Raw genomic sequence first — 20,350 nt, 5'->3', positions numbered from 1 at the left:
CGCCTCAGCGTGTCTGGCACAGTCCGGAGACGGTTTTCACCGTATTCAGACTCTGCTGTGGGTTATCCGGAAGTTGAAAATGCAGCGTGCAGCTCTGCGACTGGTTGTTAACGACCCAGCTCACCGCCAGGGTCCCCTCCTGCGGCACGCCGCTGAGGTACACCTGCCCACCGTCGGCCACCATGCCGCCCGGCGCATTGCCGCTCTCCTCCGCCGTGACCAGCCGCGCGCTGGCGCCAAACGGCAACGGCCCCTGGGCATTGCGCAGGGTAAACAGCACCCGGTTGCCAATGTGGGTCCGGTAGTTGGCCATCACCACCGCGCCGCCGCCGGGGATCACGGTCTGCCCCTCCTGATCGACGTCGGTATCGTCGGCCATCGACTCTGTGTCGAGGGTAATGACATTTTTTCGATAGGCGGTCAGGGATGGCACCACGGCATAGCCGCGCCAGTCGGTGTGCACATTGTTGCCGTTTTGTACCGCCACCCCAGCGGCCCCCGGCGCGCGGACGATGGCGAAGCTCTCGCCCACCGTCTGGCCGAAGGTGACGCCGTGCGGATGCGCGACCACCGAGCCGGCGCCTCCCCAGGTCAGCTGGTTGCTGGCGGCGTCATGACGATAGCCGAGCTGGGCGTTGCCGAAGCCGCCGTGGTAATCCAGCGCGACGCTGCTGTTGCTGCCTCGCCCCTGGTTGCCATAGCCCTGCTGGACCGAATAGAACAGATTTGGCCGCGTCGGCACCGCGCCATACAGCAAGACCTGCTGCGAGGTATAGCCATTGCTGTCCGAGGTGGTGTTATAGCTTACCGCGCTGTCGGACAGCGGGCCGCCCAGCGGGATGTTGATATTAAATGACCAGGAACGGTCATTTTTTTCCTGATTGCTGGCGCGGGTGTAGTAATAGCCCACGCCCCAGGAGATCCCCTTCCAGGCGCTGTAGAACCCGAGGTGTACCGTCTCATCCCGGCTCTGCCGGTGCCAGTAATCCTGCGACCAGGCGGAGATCGCCAGACTGCCGAGGCCGCCAAGGCTTTGTGTCACCGACAGCTCTTCCCGGCGACGCCGGTTGTCCACCTGCCCCTGCGCGCTTTCCAGCGCGCTGGCTTCGGCAAAATCGTAATAGCCGCTGGAGGAGTAGCGGTAGCTGGCGAGGCTGAATGAAGTCCCCGAGCTGACAAAATCTTTCTGATACTGGGCGCGCAGCGAATGGCCCGCGTAGCGCTTGCCCGACGGCGTGCGGGTGATGGCCTGGGTCACGTCGCCTCCCAGCGATCCGAACTCGCCGAAACCGCGCCCCAGGCCCAGCGCCCAGGACTGATAGTCCTGGGCCAGTTGCGTACCGCCGTAGAGAGTAAATCCCGCCGACAGACCGTAGAACAGGGTTCCCTGCAGGAATTCCGGCGAGCGGACGGTATCCGCCCCCGAATGGTAGCGCCCGGCGCTAAGGCTGAATTTGCCGCGCCCTTCGCGCAGCATAAAAGGAACTGCGGAATAGGGCTGAGTAAAAGTGCGCACCGAACCATTGCTCTCGGTCACCTTCACCTCCAGATCGCCGCTCTGCGAGGTGGGGTAAAGATCGCTGATGGCAAATGCCCCCGGCGACACGAAGGTTTCGTAGATCACATACCCGTGCTGAGAGACGGTCACTTTGGCATTGCTGTGCGCCACGCCGCGGATGGTGGGGGCAAAGCCGCGCTGGCTGTCCGGAAGCATCTCATCGTCAGACATCAGCTGGACGCCGCGAAAGGGGATGCTGTCAAACACATCGCCGGTGGTGTAGGTATCGCCGATCCGCAGCAAGCTCTTCAGCGAGCGGACGTCGCGCTGCAGCCAGGTGCTCTGGGTATCCCAGTGCCGGCGCTGCTGGTCGTACTGCATTGAGGAGACGTTGCGCAGCCGCCAGGCGCCCAGGTTCACGCCGCTGCGTAAATTGAGGTAGTTTGAGCGGCTGCTCTCCCCGTCATCGGCGTTCTTTATTTGCGCGCCGGAAAAATAGTAATCGACAAACGCGGCCGGCACGCCATCGTCCCAGCGCGAGGGATCGACATAGCCGCGGCTTTGCACGTTCATCGCCGCCTGGGGAATACTCAGCGTCAGGCGCTGGTTAGCAAAGGTGAACCGACTGCTGGCGTCGGGAATAAACTTCTCGATCCGGGTGAAGGTTTCTCCTTCATGCAGCGTTTGAAAGGCGGGAAAGGCGCTGACGTTGACCCCATAATCCGCCAGCTGACCGGGCGTCAGCACCGGCTGCAGCTTCCCGCCATCGTCAACAAACGTAATATCAGCCTGACCCAGCTCCTGATCGTTAACCACCACGGTGACAGAGTAAGTGCCCGGCTGCTGCCCGCCGGGTTTGGCGAAGTAGTGCAGGTCGGAGGTTTGCTGCTGCGGGTCGGCAAACTCCAGCGCCGCCGGGTCAAAATAGTCGTCGGCCAGCGCCCGGTTCAGCGGGCTGAGACAAAACATCATCGTCGGCACTGTCGCCAGCGCCAGCGCCCGTCCTGCTGTCACTGGCATTGCGGCATATTCCCGCACCTTCGCTGTTGTTGTTCTTTTCATGCTGGCGCCGTCCGGTCATGTCATCACAAAAGGGAATTACTGCTGGGCGAAATCGCTGACGCCACCGTAGTCGTTAATCGCCCGCCATTTGACGGCGCCGTGCCCGCTCACCGGCCACGTTTTCTGGCCGAACGGAGCCACCATGCCTGGCTCATCGATGCTCTGCCCGCCCACCGCGACGGAGTAAAAAGAGACAAAATAGGGAGTGGGGTTTGCCACCGTCAGATGACCGCCGGACTGGGTAAACTTCAGTTGCTGCCAGGCTTTTGCCGGGTCGCCTGCCAGACCGTTGGGGCGATAGAAAATTTTGAATTTCGACTTAATATTGACCTGCAGCTTATTCACCTCGCCCTGCGGCGTCGGAGAAATACTTTTGACGTTCAGCCAAAACACCGACTCACGATCGCCGGGCAGCGAGGCGCCAATAAAGTTAATACGCAGAACGTTATTCTGCTCCGGATCGAGACGGAACAGCGGTGGGGTCACAATAAAGGGCACCTTGCTCTTGTCATTTTCCGCGTAATTTTCCACCCACGACTGCACCAGATAGGGTGTGTGAGTATCGGCATTGGTGACTGAAATAGCGGCTTCACGCTTCCCTTCCTGATAAATCACACGGGTTCCCCCCATGACAATACCGGCCTGCGCTGCCGTGGAGCACAGCAGAAAAGCCGCAACGGCAATTATTTTCTTCATCATTAATAACCATCAGGTAAAGGTTGAACAGACAATAAAATAAAGCTGTGAATAACAGAGCCAGTAACCATTGAGATAATTAGCAGGAACAACAATACCGTCACGAATATATATCGCGACTGCTTCGCCATTAATATTTCAACAGACTGCTATGGATCCAGACGCAATGGACTGGCTCTGAATAACGCGCAATATGCTTAGTTATAAATCATATTGAAATTAGCCGTACCGTTGGCATCGCCCGCCGCCACGGCCCCGGTAGAGACATAGTCGGCGTAAAACTCGAGGTCAGCAGAGCCGGTGCCGGCAGTGGCGCCCGCGACGACCGGGTGATCTTTGGACACTTTGCCGAGGCTGACCGCCGTGTTCTGGTCGTCTTCATACAGCTTGATCGCCACGCCGGTGGCGCCGCCATTGGTGGCCAGCAGAGTGGTATCAGACTGATCGCGCGCGCCGTCAAACAGCACCGCAACCTTGGCCACGCTGGCCGGGCAATCTTTGACTTTGATATGGAAGGGAGTTTTGGTGGTTTCGGAGCCGGTGCCGGTAAAATAGCTGCTGGCCCATTTGCCCAGATCCACGGTCTGGCCGGTTGAACCGCTGTCGACGTTGCAGGAGCTGTCGGTAATAGAGCCGTTAAAAATTACCTGCCCACCGGTACCCTGAGTGCCTGCGCTGGCGCCTGGGTTAACGGTCATTGTCGATCTTGCCGGTTGCGTATTGCCTGAAATTGCCGCGCCCGAAACCAGCGCGCCCATGAGAATTGCCATAATACGAAGTTGGGTTTTCATTATTTATCTCATCGTTAACGAATATATCACACAGTCATCGGCAATAGCGCTTGGCTATCGCGAAGCTGCTCATCAGTTCCTCCTTGTAAATGTTCATTGCGTTCCTTCCGCAGGATAGTAGGCACACGCCCTCTCGCTCTGCTTTATTCTGTCAAAAGGTGAACATTAATAAAAAACAGAAGCTAAAAAAGTTATTTTGGTGTGCGAAATAAATATATTACCGCACCTACCAAAAGGCAACCCGGCACAATGTTACGAATAAGTTAATGATTATCAGAGGCATAAAATTTATTTTTGAAATGCCTTTTCAATGTTAATTTACATATCTATACAAACGGTAATAAAACACTTTCAAACAACAACAGATCAAAACCATTAACAAATTTAAAGTTAATTACTCAAAAAGTTGTCTTGTTTTATTGTGCTTCCGATCGGCAGCACAGGAAAATTAGGAATTTTCCTGGTATTAATATTCATCATTTCTACATAAATGAAGCACAAGTGTCCGCCTCACTGCGCATAATTTCTTGTTGTGGAACCCTTTTTATTTTCAAGTGAAAGATATTACATCAGCCGTGTGAATGTGTTGGTCATGCCGCTCAATAAAGCCGGCTAAATAGCAGGGTTATTTTGCAGTTAAAAAAAATCCGCAACCCGGACGGATTGCGGACAGAGGTTGGAACAGAAGCGCGGGGTTGTATTTAGAACAGACCCAGCGGCGCGGTGCCGTAGCTCACCAGCAGATTTTTGGTTTGCTGATAGGCATCCAGCGCCATCTTGTGCGTTTCCCGGCCAACGCCAGACTGTTTATAGCCACCGAACGCCGCATGCGCCGGGTAGACATGATAGCAGTTGGTCCATACGCGGCCGGCTTTAATCCCGCGGCCCATGCGATAGGCGAGGTTGGTATCCCGTGTCCAGACCCCGGCGCCAAGGCCAAACTGGGTCTCATTGGCGATGGTCAGCGCTTCCGCTTCGTCCTTAAAGGTGGTCACCCCGATCACGGGCCCAAAGATCTCCTCCTGGAAGCTGCGCATATCGTTGCGGCCTTTAATCAGCGTGGGCTGAATATAAAAACCGTTATCCAGCGCCGGCGCGATAGCCGCCCGCTCGCCGCCGGTCAGAATTTGCCCGCCCTCTTCCCGCGCAATCTGAATGTAGGAGAGGATCTTATCGAACTGCTGGCGGGAAGCCTGCGCGCCGATCATGGTGTCGGTATCTAACGGGTCACCACGGCGGATCTGCGCCACCTTCTCCATGACCCGCGCCATAAAGGGCTCATAGATGGATTCATGGATCAGCGCCCGCGACGGGCAGGTACATACCTCCCCCTGGTTGAAGAAGCCAAGCACCAGTCCCTCCACCGCCTTCTCAATAAACTCCTCTTCTCCCTCCATTACGTCGGCGAAGTAGATGTTGGGCGATTTGCCCCCCAGCTCGACAGTGCAGGGGATAATATTTTCCGCCGCGCAGGCGAGAATATGCCGCCCGACCGGCGTGGAGCCAGTGAACGCCAGCTTGGCGATACGCTTGCTGGTGGCCAGCGCCTCGCCTGCCTCTTTGCCGAATCCCTGTACCACGTTAAGCACCCCGGCCGGGAACAGATCGCCGATCAGCTCCAGCAGCAGGGTAATGCTCAGCGGCGTCTGTTCAGCCGGCTTGAGCACCACGCAGTTACCCGCCGCCAGGGCCGGGGCCAGCTTCCACGCGGCCATCAGCAGCGGAAAGTTCCACGGGATAATCTGCCCAACCACCCCCAGCGGTTCATGGAAATGATAGGCCACCGTCGTTTCGTCAATCTCGGCGGTGCTTCCCTCCTGGGCGCGCAGGCAGCCGGCGAAGTAGCGAAAATGGTCCACCGCCAGCGGCAGGTCGGCATTCAGGGTTTCGCGGATCGGTTTCCCGTTGTCCCAGCTCTCCGCGACGGCCAGATACTCCAGGTGCTGTTCAATACGATCGGCGACCTGTAGCAGCAGCCTGGAGCGCTGCTGCACTGACGTTTTACCCCACGCCGGCGCCGCACGGTGAGCGGCATCGAGGGCGAACTCAATGTCTTTGGCGTCCGAGCGGGGAAACTGCGCAATGTTGCTGCCGTCGACCGGGGAGGTATTCATAAAGAATTCACCGCTCAGCGGCTCGACAAATTTACCGTCAATGAAGTTGCCGTAAGCGGATTTAAATGAAACCAGGGCGCCGGGCTGGCCAGGATGTGCATAACGCATCGCAAATCTCCTTCTGTAGGGTTGAGACGCAGCGGCATATTGATTTTTTAAACTTGCCGCCGAACGCTTCTCACTTTGCAGGGGTTATGCCAGTTTTTAATCGCCAATAATTTACATTATTTATTAATGAGTTAGGGTTATCTCTTTACCAGGCTGGCAGGCGCTGTCGCACAGATGTCCACTTCTGTGTTGCAAATCGCAACACCAAATAAACCAAATGGCTACAATATTGCAACACAGCAACATCGACCCTGAGGTGCCCTGTGCCAGGTAATCCCTATCTTCTCGCACCAGAGGTTAACGCTAACCCCCTGCTCAGCGACTCGTGGTCTCGCTGCCAGCGCTATGGTCTGGATCCCGCTACCGAGGATTTTCCCCGTCTGCGCGCCGGGGAGCTGGCAGACCGGCTCGCCAGCCACCGCAGCCTGCAGCAGCTGGCGCAGCCGGTGGTGGATGCCCTGTCGCGCCAGGTGGCGGACCTGCAGTCGGTGGTGGTCCTCTCCGACCCCAGTGGCCTGGTGCTGCACACCGTCGGCGATACTCAGGCGATGCAGAAGGCTCAGCGCGTGGCGCTGGCCCCCGGCAATCTGTGGAGCGAAAGCGGGCGCGGGACCAACGCCATTGGCACCGCGCTGGTCATTGATGACGGCTGCGAAATCGATGGCCGCCAGCATTTTCTTACCCGCAATCAGAATCTGTACTGTGCGGCGATGCCGCTCCAGCGGCCGGACGGAAGTATTGCCGGGGTGCTGGATATCTCCGGCCCGGCGGATTTTCCCCACCAGCATACCTTTGGCTGGGTGAAGGCGGCGGCAAAGCAAATTGAGTATCTGTGGGTGAAACAGAGCCTGCATCCGGAGCAGTGGCTGATGAGCCTGCACCGGCAGGTGGACAAGCTCGACAGCGTCGAGGAGCTGCTGCTGGTCTTTTCTGACAACGTCCTCACCGCCGGCAACCGACTGGCGATGCGCGAGTTCGGCCTGAGCGCGGCGCAGTTTGGCCAGCTAACCTTTGCGTCGCTTTTTCCGACGCTGGCGCAAAGGGCGGTCAGCGTCCCGCTGCCGCTGACCACCCCGCAGGGCCGCTATCACTATCGCCTGCGGGAGCCCACCCGCCGCCGGGTGGCGGTAAGCGCCCCGCAGGTCATGCATCTCCCTTTCACCAGCCCGCGCGAAGGCGAAAAGCTGCTGCGGCTGCTCAACGCCGGCATTGCGCTATGCATTGAGGGAGAAACCGGCAGCGGCAAGGAGTATGTCAGCCGTACGCTGCATCAGCACAGCCGCTGGCGCAGTGGCAAATTTGTCGCCATCAACTGCGCGGCCATCCCGGAATCGCTGATCGAATCCGAGCTATTCGGCTACCAGCCGGGGGCATTTACCGGCGCCAGCAAAAACGGCTATATCGGTAAAATCCGCGAGGCTGAGGGCGGGGTACTGTTTCTCGATGAGATCGGCGATATGCCGCTGGCGCTGCAGACGCGGCTCCTGCGGGTGTTGCAGGAAAAAGAGGTGGCCCCGCTGGGCGCCAGCCGCAGCGTGCCGGTGAATTTCGCCTTGATCTGCGCCACCCACCGCAATCTGACGCAACGGGTCAGCGCCGGCGAATTCCGTGAAGATCTGCTGTGGCGCCTGCGGGAGTATGCCCTGGCGCTGCCCCCGCTGCGCGAGTGGCCGGCGCTGGAAACCTTTATCGCCACGCTGTGGCGCGACCTGGGCGGTGTTTCACGCCGGGTGACGCTTTCAAATGCACTGCTGGTCCACCTCAGCCAGCTGCCGTGGCCGGGAAACGTGCGCCAGCTGCAGAGCGTCCTGAAGGTGATGCTGGCTCTGGCCGATGAGGGCGACACGCTGACGCCCGACGCGCTGCCGGAGGCGTATCGCACCGCGCCTGCGCCGCTGCCGCGCGGAGGATTGCAGGCCCATGACGAGCAGTTGATTGTCGATACCCTGGCCAGCGTTAACGGCAACGTCAGCCGGGCGGCACAGATACTGGGTATCGCCCGCAGCACGCTATACCGCCGCGCCGCCCGTACCGGACGGCCTCGTCGCTGAGGCTATGGCGTAAAGCGCGCCGGCAGCCAGGAGAACATCCGCCGGCTGACGGCCTCGCACAGCAGCACCAGCCGTGGGCCGACCGCCTGCCAGACCCGCTTCGCCACGATGACCCCGCCAATGGAGACCAGGGCTGCGCCCACCATATCCAGCGGAAAATGCACCCCAAGATAGATCCGCGACCAGGCCACCGGCAGCGCAGCCAGCAGCATCAGCAGACCAGGCGCCCGCAGGCGCAGCGACAGCAGCGCAAACGCGGCGCTGAACATCACCGTAGCGTGATCGCTGGGGAAGCTGTTATCCGCCGGATGACTTATCCAGGTATGGCCGAGGGGGATCATAAACGGCCGCGGATGAAACCAGAGCGTCCCGCACACCATCCCCAGCCCGAGGGAAATCATCACAGCCAGGGTCATAAACAGCGCCTGGCGGTGTCCCTCACGACCACCGAGAAACCACAGGCCGAGCGCGATCGCCGGCATCATAAACACGATGCCGCTGGCGCAAAAACGGGCCAGCGACAGCAGGCCCTCCGCGGCGCCAGGCTGCGCGTTAAGCGCGAAAAAAACAGATTGATTCAGCGTTTCCAGGGCGTTCATGGCGATAGCTCTCAGTCGTCATCTTTCTGTCATTATCGCCCGGTCGCCTTAAGATACCCTTAACCGCTGGGCGGTGTGCTTTTAGCAAGGCGCAGTCCTTCCCGCAGGGCATCGATCGTCACCCGCGTTTTTTGCGGCAGCCACGGCCCCTCCGGCCACACCGCGTGGATAGCGAAACGCACCTGAGCGCTGGGCGCCAGCACCTGCTGCAGCGTCCCGTCGGCGAGCGCCTGCGCCACCAGCCAGTCCGGCAACCAGGCGATGCCCATCCCCTGCAGCACCGCCGCCGCGATGGCGGCAAAATCATCCTGTACCAGCCCCGTCTCCGGACTGAAGCGCACTTCGCCCTGCTGCGGGTCGTACAGTTGCCATTTTTGCAGTTGGCCGTTGTGCAGATAGCCGAGGGTGCGGTGCTCGCTCAGCCCGGCGATGGTCTGCGGCGGCGGCTGGCGGCGCAGGTACTCCACCGCCGCGCACAGCACCATGCCATGCTCCCCCAGCGCCCGCGCCCGTAGCGACCCGGTATCGGCCAGGTTTCCGATACGCACCGCAAGATCAAACCCCTCCTCCAGCAGATTGACCTGCCGGTCGCTGTAGTGGAGCTCGAGCTTCAGTAACGGATAGCGCTGGCTCAGGCGGAATAGCACCGGCGCCACGCAGCGCTGGCCAAAGAGCACTGGTAGCGAGATCCGCAGCCGCCCCTGCACCTCGCCCTTCCCGCGCTGGAGCGCCTCTTCGGCCTCGCGGATGCGCGCCAGCGCTTCCCGGCACTGGTGGTAAAATTGCTCCCCCTCTTCCGTCAGCAGTTGCCGACGGGTAGTGCGCTGGAATAACGCCACGCCGAGGCGCGCTTCCAGCCGGGCAATGGTTTTACCCACCGCCGAACGCGTCACGTGGAGGATCGCCGCCGCGCTGGCAAAGTTACCGCTCTCGACCACGGTGACAAACACCGGGATCGCGTTCAGATCGTCACGCACAGATTGGTTCCTTACGGGATACAATAGAGGAAAATAATGTCACTCCAGAGAGAAAAAAGACAGTGTTAGTCTCTGCCTCTCCCCTTCACTTGAGGCACTCATCATGGCTAACGTTCTGGTATTAAAATCCAGCATTAATGGCGAAACATCCCTGACCAATCAGCTGATTAACGAATTTCTCGCGGCGCGCCGGGCAGCAGGACACCGCGATCGGCTCACGGAACACGATCTCAGCGCCATGGCGCTGCCAACGCTGGATCGCCCCCTGTTCGCCGCCCTGCGCGGGGCAGTGGATCCGCAGCCAGCCATCCGCGCGGCGGTTGCGCGCTCCGACCAGCTTATCGCCGAGTTAAAAGCCAGCGACCTGCTGGTGATCGGGGCGCCGATGTATAACCTCAACGTCCCGACCGACCTGAAGAAATGGTTCGACCTCGTGGCGCGGGCGCGGGAAACCTTTCGCTACACCGACAGCTGGCCGCAGGGGCTGGTCGAGGGCGTTCGGGCGGTGGTCGTCAGCAGCCGCGGCGGTATTCACCAGGGAGAGACCACCGACGCCATCACCCCCTATCTGCGCGCGGTACTGGGGCTGATGGGGATCCATGAGGTGGAATTTATCTATGCCGAAGGGCTGGACAATCGTCCGCATGGTCGCGACGCAGGGATCGCCAGCGCCCGGGCGCAGATTGCCCAGCTCGCCGTTCCGGCCTGAGTCACAGATAAAAAGTGCTGGCGCAGGGGATGTTTTTATTTTAGAGTTATCTAAATTTAGAAAAAGCTAAAATATATGACCACACCTGAAGACCTGCAGGCCCGCGCCGGAGAAGCCGCCGCGCTGATGAAAGCCATGAGCAATCCTCACCGATTGCTGATCCTGTGCATACTGTGCGATGCGCCGCGGGCCAGCGCCGGTGAACTATCGCGCGCTACCGGCCTGAGCCCTTCCGCCACCTCGCAGCACCTTGCGCGGATGCGTGACGAGGGGCTGATCGACAGCGAGCGCGATGCCCAGCGTATCCACTATTTCATCACCCACCCTGCGGTACAGCAGGTGATCAACACGCTGAAAACGCTCTATTGCCCGTGAGGATCCTATGACCATCGCTACCTTAACCCCGGCCGAAGCCCGGGCGCTGATTGCCCAGGGCGCCAGACTGATTGATATCCGTGATGCGGATGAATACGCGCGCGAACATATTCCCGATGCCGAACTGGTGCCGCTGGCCAGCCTGACCAACGGTGCGACCCTCAATGCCCGGGCCGGAGAGACAGTCATCTTTCACTGCCAGGCGGGTTCCCGGACGCAGAATAACGCGATTCGCCTGGCCGCCGCCGCCGCACCGGCGCAGGCAAGCCTGCTGGCCGGGGGGATTCAGGGCTGGAGGGCCGCGGGGTTCCCGGTTGAGGAGGATAAATCCCAGCCGCTGCCGCTGATGCGCCAGGTACAAATTGCCGCTGGCGTCCTGATTTTACTCGGTGTACTGCTGGGCTATACCGTGAGCAGCGGCTTCTTCCTGCTCAGCGGCGCGGTCGGCGCCGGGCTCACCTTCGCCGGGGTGACCGGCTTTTGCGGCATGGCGCGTCTGCTGGCGATCATGCCCTGGAACCGGCGTCATGAGGGTTAAAACGCACTCCAGATAAGCCAGGCAATGCCGCCGAACAGCAGCCATTTAACGATGTAATAGACCGTCTTATTCCATTTTTTCAGCCGCTTGCCGACAATGCGGATCTGGTAGATATAGCGAAACGCCCGGTTAATCCCGCCAATGCGATCGCCGGTATCATTGGGCGCCGAGGCGGCGCTCATCAGATGACGTCCCAGCCAGTGGTTCACCTGCTGCGCCCAGCGGTAGCGCATGGGCCGTTCAATATCACAGAACAGAATCAGCCGATTCTCACCGCTGGTATTTTCCGCATAGTGAATATAGGTCTCATCAAACAGCACCCCTTCCCCATCGCGCCAGCTGTAGCGCTGGCCATCCACCTCGATAAAGCAGCGGTCATCGTTCGGCGTCGCCAGGCCGAGATGAAAGCGCAGCGAACCGGCGTAGGGATCGCGGTGGCGCGGCAGACGGCTGCCGTCTGGCAGGGTGGCGAACATGGCCGCTTTCACCGACGGGATATCGCGCAGTAGCGCGGTGGTGTGTGGGCAGAGCTGGCTGGCGGAGGGATGGGCCTCCTCATACCATTTCAGATAAAAACGTTTCCAGCCGGTTTTAAAAAATGAGTTAAATCCGGCATCGTTATATTTATCGGCCGCTTTAATCTGCTCCAGCTGCTGAAGGTGGAGACCTTCATCGCGAATTACCTGCCAGTTCTGCTGCAATATCGCCAGCTCGGGAAACATCTCCGGGCGCAGATATGGCGTATTCGGCACGCGGGAAAATAAATACATAAATCCATTCAGCGGAGCAGTAAATGTTGAATGATCGGAGAGCTGTCGCCAGAAACGATAGCGCACCCGCCCGCGATAATGGACATACAGAACAGCAATAACAATGATCAATAGAACGATATACTTCATGGTGTCTTTCCTGACCTGATTGATGGTAACCCTACCCTCGCCGTCCCCCCTTCTCAGCAGCGGTATGGCGCCAGCAAAACATTAACAACATTAATACATATACCCCCAAATTGTTTTAACAAAAAACAGCACAGCCAGTGTTCACTGGCCAGTCGTTGAGCTATGGTTGAGGTTCATCCAGGATGTTAACCGTGAGGAGTGAATGATGTTTTCTGTCGGCGATCTGGTACAACCGCGTGCGGGTGGACCAAAACTGAAAGTGGTTGAAGTACAGGGAGAACAGCTGGTGGTGGTTCAGGCCGCGCAAGAGCAGGGCGAGCGCTATACGCTGAACTCAGAAGAGGTGACGCCATACCAGGAAGAGGGCGACTTTGGCGTCTGCTAAAGCCCCTCTCCCGGAGAGTGATAAGGCCGGACGGAACGGCGGGTCTCCCCCACTGTCCTGATACCGGCCGGATCGGCTTTAAATGAGGAAACTGTCCAGCGATTTGCCCTGAGCAACCGCCTGAGCAATCGGCTTCGGCATTCTTCCCTGACCGGTCCAGGTTTTTTCTGCGCCAGTATGATCGGTATAACGATATTTCGCCGGGCGCGGTTGCCGCTTTTTCCCTACCGCCATCGACGGCTGAATATCGGCCACGAGGTCGTCAGGAGAAATACCGTCGGCGCGCATCAGCTCAAGCCAGGTATTCACTTTTTCCTGATATTCCGCCTGCTGCTGCGCCGCCAGCTGCTGTTGCGTACGTTTTTCTTCAGTGACGATCCTGAGCTTTTCCAGCATCTCTTCAAGCACGTCAATGGAGAATTCACGGGACAGGGTACGCAGTGAACGGATATTATTCAGTTTGTGTAACATTAAAGACATAAAATTAAGAAATCCCAGATAACCAATTAAAAGATACAACGCGGCAAGTGTAATGGAAACACTTATTTATTTCCAGCCTTCGGTTGTCCAGATAAATATATTATGCAAAGAGTAAACCTTTTCCGCCTGCCCTATATCGGCAAATCCCCGGTTCTTTTTCGCCAGCGCAGGCCAACAAGACCATGAATAAATAAAAGCGGCGGATGGTAAGATATGAAAATATATTCAGCAGGCGATATTACCTTTATGGTCAGCGGTTTATCCTCTTATCGTCGGCGGATGCGCAGGCCCTCTCCACACGGCCTAATGAATAGTTACCCAGCCAATCAGAATAAAACGCCACACGTCATTTTAGAATTTTTCACCACAAAAACCGGCATAATGGCATAAAAACATCTTAACGAGACCTTCATCACAGGCTCACGCGATTTTGCGCCACAGCGGGCGGTCAGACGCCGCCTCCCTGGTCAGATATCATGCAAAAACGTCAAGTAACCAACTGAAATTAAACACATTTAACAAAACCAGCAATAAAAGTAGCGTAACGGGCAGAAAACCAACTGTCGCAGAGTATTTTATCGACAAAAAGACAATAAATAAAAATTTATAGCTAGTTGCCACTTTTAATGCAGAGATATACTCTACGCACATCAAAACAGGCAGCCCAAAAACGCTATACCAACGCGCATTTTTCGGCGTTATTGACTTCATTTTCGAGGAGCACTCCGATGTTCTCTGCGCACTCCCGCTTGCGGCATGCGGTTGCAGACACCTTTGCGATGGTGGTTTACTGCACCGTCGTCAACATGATGATCGAAATTTTTCTCTCTGGTATGACGTTTGAGCAGTCGTTATCGTCGCGCCTGGTGGCGATCCCGGTCAACATTATTATTGCCGTGCCCTATGGTTTTTATCGCGACTTTGCGATGCGTCAGGCCCGGCGCATTAGCCCGGCAGGCTGGATGAAAAATATGGCCGACGTGCTGGCCTACGTCACTTTCCAGTCGCCAGTGTATGTCGCAATATTGTGGAGCGTAGGTGCAGACTGGCACCAGATTGTCGCTGCAGTGAGCTCAAACCTGGCGGTATCGATGATGATGGGCGCTGCTTACGGCTACTTCCTCGACTATTGCCGCCGCCTGTTCCGCGTGGCCCCCTACCAGCAGGCGAAAGCCTGACCGACGCTATTCCAGCGACTGGCCCTGCCAGTCGCTCTCTCGCCAGCCTGCTCCGCCCCGGTCTTAACCGTCGTATTAATTTGTCGACATCGCCGGCTGGGCTTCGCCAAATAGTCCATTCAGAAAACGCTCAAGCGCCATCCGTGAGCTAAATCCGTGCGGAATACCATAATGCTGCTGCGCATCTCCGGCTAAATACAGCGGAAATTGTTCATAATGGTCGCAGGTTTTGATATCTGAGGCCGGTTCGGCCAACATATTGCTACGCTCTTTGAGCGCTGGATGAATAATTAACGCTGTCCGCCCCATGCGCGCTTCGCGGTTCACATAAACATAATTATCGCCTCGGCGATAGCCGTACGCTTTTTGCGTCACAACATCCATGGTGAAGCCGGCTTTTTCAAGAACACGCGCCACCTCATCGGGTCTTAAATACATACTGATTCCTCGTTATCTTTTACCGCACATTGACCTTACCTTATTCGTTAAGCGCAGTGCTTTCGGAATATTCCAGAAACCACAGCAGTAAGCATAATTCAAAATCTTGTCCTACACTTACTCACTCGATGGAATTAAGGGAGATAACGATGGCTAACCATGTGAACCGCAACAATTTTGACGAGAATGCTGAGGATATCCATAACGATGTCAGTCAATTAGCGGATACGCTGGAAGAGGTGCTGAAATCGTGGGGCAGTGACGCGAAAGAGGAAGCCGAAGCGGCGCGCGTTAAAGCTCAGTCGCTGCTGAAAGAGACCCGTGCCCGCCTCAATGGTCACAACCGGGTGCAGCAGGCGGCGCTGGATGCCCGTCAGGCAGCCTGTGATGCGCTGGGCTGCGCCGATACCTACGTGCGCAATAAACCCTGGCACAGCGTCGGCGCCGCAGCCGCCGTCGGGGTATTTATTGGCGTATTGCTCAATTTACGTCGATAATAGAGACAGCGTCAGCTTCCGCGCGCGCCTGGCGAGCGGAAGCCCGCGAGCTTCACGGAATCTAATGAAGATAACAAATACGCGTCAGCCCCTGCGCGCCTCTGGCCGCAGGGGTTTTTTATGCGCCATCGTTCGCGATCGCCTCTCTGAGCCGCCGGGCCAGCGCATCGGCCATCGCCGCTGAGCGAATATTGGTAAAACTCATCAGTAATCCCCCCTCGCCTGCATGGCGAAGACGCCAGTCGCTCAGCGCCTGCACCGCCAGCCCGGCCTCAACCGCCTGCCGGGCCAGCAGGCGATCGTTGCCGCTGACCGGCATGACCAGCTGAATGCCCCCCTGCTGCGGCGTGACCTGAAAGCCCTGCGCCTGCAGGGCCGACTCGAGCCACTGTCGGCGCTGGCTATAGCTGGCGCGCATTTTTTTCAGATGACGCCAGAAATGTCCCTGCTGGATAAAATCCGCCAGCGTCTGCTGCCACAGAGTAGGAACGGTGCAGGGCTGGCGCTCCGCCGTCTGATGAAAACGCGCCGCCAGCGGGGTCGGCACCACAAGCCAGGCGGTGCGCAGCGCCGGAAACATCGACTTACTGAAAGTGCCGGCGTAGATAACCCGCTGCGGCGCATCGAGGCTTTTCACTGGCGGCAGCGGTTTGCCGTGATAGCGAAACTCACTATCGTAATCGTCCTCAATAATCCACGCGTCGCGCGCTGTCGCCCACGCCAGCAGCTGGCGACGCCGGGGCAGCGACAGCGCGACCCCCAGCGGGCTCTGGTGTGCCGGGGTGAGCAGGGCAAACCGCGCTTGAGGGTGATGCCGCAAGCCCCAGCCAACATCCATTCCTTCGTCGTCCACCGGGATCGCATCCACCACCAGCTGCCTGGCCTCAACGACCGGGCGGATAAAGGGATACCCCGGATCCTCCATCCACATATGCTGCCCCGGCTGCGCCAGCGTACGCAGGATAAGATCCATGGAGGTAGCATAGTTGCCGGTAATCAGCACCTGCTCCGGCTGGCAGTCAATACTGCGCGACAGGCGCAGATACTCCACGATCGCCTGGCGCAGAAGCGGGTCGCCGCCGGGATCGCCGGGGGCAAGGTCGAACCGCGACTGCGTCCGCAGCCGACGACCCATCACTCGCGCCCACAGCCCGCGCGGAAAGAGATCCAGCGCCGGCAGCCCCATCTGAAAGGGCAACGGGTCCGTCGAGGCGGCTGATTGCGCTGGCGTTACCGGCGCCAGCTGGCGCGGACTGAGCCGCTCGCTGACAAAGGTCCCCGCCTGCCCACGCCGCTCAAGCCACCCCTGGGCGACCAGTTCACCCCAGGCGTTTTCGATAGTCCCCCGGGAGACGCCCTGCTCCTGGGCAAACACCCGGCTGGCGGGCAGACGGCTGCCCGGGGTCAGTTCGCCCCGTTCAATTGCCGATTTCAGCTGGCGGGCAATACGCTGATAAAGAGGGAGGTGGATCGCTTCCATTATGGTCTGCTTTTTTCATCACAATATGGCTATCTTTTGCAGTCCATTATAGTGCTATTTTGGCTGCCGTCTTAGAGAGGAGAACACCATGAGCCAATTACGTCAGCCATTCAGTGAACTGAGCCCGGAAGTCTATAAAGGGCTGGTACAGGCCAGCATCGCGCTGGAGAAAAGCGAGCTGGGCAGCGCCCTGGTAGAGCTGGTTTATTTACGCGTCTCGCAGATCAACGGCTGCGCCTTCTGCCTTGAGAAGCACAGCCAGGCGCTGCGCAAGGGCGGTATGGCGCAAAGCAAACTGGATGCCCTGGCGGGCTGGCGGGTAAGCGCCCACTTCACACCTGGCGAACGCGCAGCGCTGGCGTGGGCCGAGTCGGTCACCGACATTGCCGCCAGCCATGCGGAAGATGACGTTTACCTGCCGCTGCGCGAACATTTTACCCCGCGTCAGATAAGCGATCTGACCTTAGCCATCAGCCTGATGAACGCTTTCAACCGACTCGCCGTCGCCATGCGTCTGTAGTTCCGCACAGCCTTCCCCCTCCTCCGCCGAATTGTCCCGGCGGGGGATTTCCTTGCTAAAAACGCTATATATTGAGTGGTTGAACTTTCAAACAACTACATCTAGTATTTCCTTATCGAATGACCCACAACGTTCGACGCTGCGTTTAGCGCCGTGCTGTTATCTTAAATGGAAATACGAATCATGCGCATTATTATTTACACTCGAAATGACTGCGTGCAGTGCCATGCCACACGGCGAGCCATGGAGAGCCGAGGACTGGCCTTTGAAATGGTGAACGTCGACCAGCAGCCGGATGCAGCTGACACCCTGCGCGAGCAGGGATTTCGCCAGCTGCCGGTGGTGATCGCCGGTGAGCTACGCTGGAGCGGCTTCCGCCCGGATATGATCAATCGCCTGCGCCCCTCCGTCACGGCGGCCAGCGCATGAGCCTCATCGTCTACTTCTCCAGCCGTTCGGAGAATACCCATCGCTTTGTGCAGCGCCTGGGGCTGCCGGCGGTGCGCATTCCGCTGAACGAGCGCGAACATCTCCAGGTAGACGAACCCTATATTCTCATCGTTCCCAGCTATGGCGGCGGCGGTACGGCCGGCGCGGTACCGCGTCAGGCGATCCGCTTTTTAAACGACGTGCATAACCGCCAGCTGATCCGCGGGGTGATTGCCGCTGGCAATCGCAACTTTGGCGACGCTTGGGGGCGTGCCGGGGAGGTCATCGCGCAAAAATGCGCCGTGCCCTATCTCTACCGCTTCGAGCTGATGGGAACCCCCGACGATATCGACAACGTGCGTAAAGGAGTCAGCGAATTTTGGCAACGACAACCGCAGAACGTATAACCGCCGCGGCGGATTTTCACGCCCTCAACGCGATGCTGAATTTGTACGACAGCGAGGGTCGCATACCGTTTGAGAAAGATCGCCAGGCGGTGGAGGTCTTTATGACCGCCCAGATACAGCCCAACACCCTCAGTTTTGTCAGCCAGGAGGATAAACTCACCTGGCTCGTTCGTGAGGGCTATTACGATCCGCAGGTGCTGGCCGGCTATGACCGCGCGTTTGTGCTGGCATTGTTCGCCCATGCCCGGCGCGCCGCGTTTCGCTTTCAGACCTTCCTCGGCGCCTGGAAGTTCTATACCAGCTACGCGCTGAAGACCTTTGACGGCAAGCACTACCTCGAGGATTTTGCCGATCGCTGCGTAATGGTGGCGGTGACGCTGGCCCAGGGGGATGACCAGCAGGCGCGGCAGCTAATGGAAGAGATGCTCAGCGGCCGCTTCCAGCCCGCGACCCCCACCTTCCTCAACGCCGGCAAGCAGCAGCGCGGGGAGCTGATCTCCTGCTTCCTGCTGCGCATTGAAGATAATATGGAATCCATAGGCCGGGCGGTTAACTCGGCGCTGCAGCTGTCGAAGCGCGGCGGCGGCGTGGCCTTTTTACTCTCCAACCTGCGCGAGGCCGGGGCGCCGATCAAGCGCATCGAAAATCAGTCCTCCGGGGTGGTGCCGGTGATGAAGATGCTGGAGGACGCCTTCTCCTATGCCAACCAGCTTGGCGCCCGCCAGGGGGCGGGAGCGGTCTGGCTGCATGCGCACCATCCCGATATTTTGCGCTTCCTCGATACCCGGCGTGAGAATGCCGATGAGAAAATCCGCATCAAAACCTTGTCGCTGGGAGTGGTGATCCCCGATATCACCTTCCAGCTGGCAAAAGAAGACGCGCAGATGGCCCTGTTCTCGCCGTATGACGTCGAGCGGCTGTACGGTAACCCCTTCGCCGACTGCGCCATCGGCGATCTCTATCCGCAGCTGGTGGCCGACGAACGGGTCCGCAAGCGCTGGATCCGCGCCCGCGACCTTTTCCAGCGCCTGGCGGAGATCCAGTTTGAGTCCGGCTATCCGTACATCATGTTTGAAGATACCGTCAATCGCGCCAATCCGGTGGCCGGACGGATCACCATGAGCAATCTGTGTTCGGAAATTCTGCAGGTCAGTACGCCATCCACCTATGATGAGAACCTCAGTTACGCCCATATCGGCGAGGATATCTCCTGCAACCTCGGCTCGCTGAACATCGCCCATACCATGGACTCGCCGGATTTTGCCCGCACTATCGCCACCGCGGTGCGCGCCCTGACCGCGGTATCCGATATGAGCGACATACAGTCGGTTCCCTCGGTGGCGGCCGGCAATGCGGCCTCCCACGCCATCGGCCTGGGGCAGATGAATCTGCACGGCTACCTGGCGCGAGAAGGGATTGCCTACGGCAGTCCGGAGGGGCTGGACTTCACCAATATCTATTTTTACACCGTGACCTGGCATGCCCTGCACACCTCGATGCTGCTGGCCCGCGAGCGCGGCCAGCGCTTCGCTGGCTTCGAACAGTCACGCTACGCCAGCGGGGCGTACTTCGACAAATATCTGCAGGAGGAGTGGCAGCCGAAAACCGAACGGGTGCGCGCACTGTTCGCCCGCGCCGGTATCCCCCTGCCCGACCGGGAAAGCTGGCGCCAGCTGCGCGACGATGTCATGCGCTATGGCATCTATAACCGTTATCTGCAGGCGGTGCCGCCCACCGGGTCGATCTCGTACATCAACCATGCCACCTCCAGCATTCATCCGATCGTCTCGAAGATTGAGATCCGCAAAGAGGGGAAGACCGGGCGGGTGTACTACCCCGCGCCGTTTATGAATAACGCCAATCTGGCCCTTTATCAGGATGCGTACGAGATAGGGCCCCAGAAGATCATTGACACCTACGCCGAGGCGACGCGCCACGTCGATCAGGGGCTGTCGTTGACGCTGTTCTTCCCGGATACCGCCACCACCCGCGATATCAACAAGGCGCAAATCTACGCCTGGAAGAAAGGCATTAAGACCCTCTACTACATCCGTCTGCGCCAGCTGGCGCTGGAAGGCACTGAAATTGAAGGCTGCGTGTCCTGCGCACTGTAAGGAGA

20 protein-coding genes and 1 pseudogene are annotated in these 20,350 nt (G+C 58.6%); 11 read left to right on the top strand and 10 right to left on the bottom strand.

Translation table 11 applies throughout. The features are described 5' to 3' along the window. Positions 1-4 precede the first annotated feature (4 nt). The 4 genes from R0140_RS05580 to R0140_RS05565 form a co-directional block, all read right to left on the bottom strand. Positions 5-2,518, bottom strand: coding sequence for a fimbria/pilus outer membrane usher protein (locus tag R0140_RS05580; RefSeq protein WP_032736316.1), 2,514 nt, complete (start codon positions 2,516-2,518; stop codon positions 5-7). A gap of 78 nt (positions 2,519-2,596) precedes the next feature. Then, positions 2,597-3,259 carry a fimbrial biogenesis chaperone gene (locus R0140_RS05575; RefSeq protein WP_008806121.1) on the bottom strand — a complete coding sequence of 221 codons (663 nt, stop codon included), beginning with the start codon at positions 3,257-3,259 and terminating at the stop codon, positions 2,597-2,599. Positions 3,260-3,453: 194 nt separating this feature from the next. After that, a complete protein-coding gene (locus R0140_RS05570; protein ID WP_008806122.1) occupies positions 3,454-4,047 on the bottom strand; it encodes a fimbrial protein in 594 nt (197 codons plus the stop codon). 701 nt (positions 4,048-4,748) lie between these two features. Continuing rightward, entirely contained in the window at positions 4,749-6,269 is a 1,521-nt protein-coding gene (locus tag R0140_RS05565; protein WP_008806123.1) for an acetaldehyde dehydrogenase ExaC, read from the bottom strand. Between the two features lie 263 nt (positions 6,270-6,532). On the opposite strand from R0140_RS05565, the gene R0140_RS05560 reads away from it, so the two are divergent. Beyond that, positions 6,533-8,320: a sigma-54-dependent Fis family transcriptional regulator gene (locus R0140_RS05560; RefSeq protein WP_032740864.1), complete on the top strand. Its 1,788-nt coding sequence runs from the start codon at positions 6,533-6,535 to the stop codon at positions 8,318-8,320. A gap of 2 nt (positions 8,321-8,322) precedes the next feature. On the opposite strand, the gene R0140_RS05555 is transcribed toward R0140_RS05560, so the two are convergent. Both R0140_RS05555 and R0140_RS05550 read right to left on the bottom strand, forming a co-directional pair. Further along, positions 8,323-8,919, bottom strand: coding sequence for an undecaprenyl-diphosphatase (locus R0140_RS05555; RefSeq protein WP_008806125.1), 597 nt, complete (start codon positions 8,917-8,919; stop codon positions 8,323-8,325). 59 nt (positions 8,920-8,978) lie between these two features. Continuing rightward, a complete protein-coding gene (locus R0140_RS05550; protein WP_032736318.1) occupies positions 8,979-9,896 on the bottom strand; it encodes a LysR family transcriptional regulator in 918 nt (305 codons plus the stop codon). 103 nt (positions 9,897-9,999) lie between these two features. Here R0140_RS05550 and R0140_RS05545 point away from each other — a divergent pair, with 103 nt between their 5' ends. The 3 genes and pseudogenes from R0140_RS05545 (at position 10,000) to R0140_RS05535 (ending at position 11,534) form a co-directional block, all read left to right on the top strand. Continuing rightward, entirely contained in the window at positions 10,000-10,605 is a 606-nt protein-coding gene (locus R0140_RS05545) for an FMN-dependent NADH-azoreductase (protein ID WP_008806127.1), read from the top strand. Between the two features lie 75 nt (positions 10,606-10,680). Then, positions 10,681-10,980, top strand: a complete 300-nt coding sequence (locus R0140_RS05540; protein WP_012540804.1) for an ArsR/SmtB family transcription factor — start codon at positions 10,681-10,683, stop codon at positions 10,978-10,980. A 7-nt stretch (positions 10,981-10,987) separates the two neighbouring features. Beyond that, positions 10,988-11,534, top strand: a pseudogene (locus R0140_RS05535) (rhodanese family protein). Here the strand turns inward: R0140_RS05535 and lpxO are convergent. Continuing rightward, positions 11,515-12,417 carry a lipid A hydroxylase LpxO gene (lpxO, locus tag R0140_RS05530; protein WP_012540802.1) on the bottom strand — a complete coding sequence of 301 codons (903 nt, stop codon included), beginning with the start codon at positions 12,415-12,417 and terminating at the stop codon, positions 11,515-11,517. The pseudogene R0140_RS05535 and the gene lpxO overlap by 20 nt on opposite strands. A 205-nt stretch (positions 12,418-12,622) precedes the next feature. On the opposite strand from lpxO, the gene R0140_RS05525 reads away from it, so the two are divergent. Continuing rightward, positions 12,623-12,802 carry a YodC family protein gene (locus tag R0140_RS05525; RefSeq protein WP_012540801.1) on the top strand — a complete coding sequence of 60 codons (180 nt, stop codon included), beginning with the start codon at positions 12,623-12,625 and terminating at the stop codon, positions 12,800-12,802. 78 nt (positions 12,803-12,880) lie between these two features. On the opposite strand, the gene stpA is transcribed toward R0140_RS05525, so the two are convergent. After that, positions 12,881-13,282 (bottom strand): DNA-binding protein StpA, encoded by a 402-nt coding sequence (gene stpA, locus R0140_RS05520; RefSeq protein ID WP_008806130.1) that lies wholly within the window; start codon positions 13,280-13,282, stop codon positions 12,881-12,883. A gap of 728 nt (positions 13,283-14,010) precedes the next feature. On the opposite strand from stpA, the gene alaE reads away from it, so the two are divergent. After that, a complete protein-coding gene (gene alaE, locus R0140_RS05515) occupies positions 14,011-14,460 on the top strand; it encodes an L-alanine exporter AlaE (protein WP_008806131.1) in 450 nt (149 codons plus the stop codon). Between the two features lie 75 nt (positions 14,461-14,535). Here alaE and R0140_RS05510 read toward each other — a convergent pair whose 3' ends face one another. Then, positions 14,536-14,898, bottom strand: a complete 363-nt coding sequence (locus R0140_RS05510) for a DUF2002 family protein (RefSeq protein WP_008806132.1) — start codon at positions 14,896-14,898, stop codon at positions 14,536-14,538. Between the two features lie 149 nt (positions 14,899-15,047). Between R0140_RS05510 and R0140_RS05505 the strand changes: the two genes are divergently transcribed. Further along, a complete protein-coding gene (locus tag R0140_RS05505; protein ID WP_002914293.1) occupies positions 15,048-15,395 on the top strand; it encodes an ElaB/YgaM/YqjD family protein in 348 nt (115 codons plus the stop codon). Between the two features lie 118 nt (positions 15,396-15,513). Here R0140_RS05505 and R0140_RS05500 read toward each other — a convergent pair whose 3' ends face one another. Continuing rightward, positions 15,514-16,875, bottom strand: a complete 1,362-nt coding sequence (locus R0140_RS05500) for a MocR-like pyridoxine biosynthesis transcription factor PdxR (protein WP_032736320.1) — start codon at positions 16,873-16,875, stop codon at positions 15,514-15,516. 88 nt (positions 16,876-16,963) lie between these two features. Between R0140_RS05500 and R0140_RS05495 the strand changes: the two genes are divergently transcribed. The 4 genes from R0140_RS05495 to nrdE all read left to right on the top strand — a co-directional run bounded on the left by R0140_RS05495 (position 16,964) and on the right by nrdE (position 20,345). Then, positions 16,964-17,395, top strand: a complete 432-nt coding sequence (locus R0140_RS05495; RefSeq protein WP_012540797.1) for a carboxymuconolactone decarboxylase family protein — start codon at positions 16,964-16,966, stop codon at positions 17,393-17,395. Between the two features lie 183 nt (positions 17,396-17,578). Further along, a complete protein-coding gene (gene nrdH, locus R0140_RS05490) occupies positions 17,579-17,824 on the top strand; it encodes a glutaredoxin-like protein NrdH (RefSeq protein ID WP_012540796.1) in 246 nt (81 codons plus the stop codon). Beyond that, positions 17,821-18,231: a class Ib ribonucleoside-diphosphate reductase assembly flavoprotein NrdI gene (gene nrdI / locus R0140_RS05485; protein WP_008806136.1), complete on the top strand. Its 411-nt coding sequence runs from the start codon at positions 17,821-17,823 to the stop codon at positions 18,229-18,231. The genes nrdH and nrdI overlap by 4 nt, the downstream gene beginning before the upstream one ends. Continuing rightward, a complete protein-coding gene (gene nrdE / locus R0140_RS05480) occupies positions 18,204-20,345 on the top strand; it encodes a class 1b ribonucleoside-diphosphate reductase subunit alpha (RefSeq protein WP_032736322.1) in 2,142 nt (713 codons plus the stop codon). Before nrdI ends, nrdE begins: the two co-directional genes overlap by 28 nt. The last annotated feature ends 5 nt before the right edge of the window (positions 20,346-20,350 follow it).

The organism is Klebsiella sp. w6 (assembly GCF_033100215.1).
GTDB classification, from domain to species: Bacteria; Pseudomonadota; Gammaproteobacteria; order Enterobacterales; family Enterobacteriaceae; genus Klebsiella; species Klebsiella variicola.
Note: the sequence above shows the minus strand (reverse complement) of the source record. Positions and strands in the feature narration are given on the sequence as shown.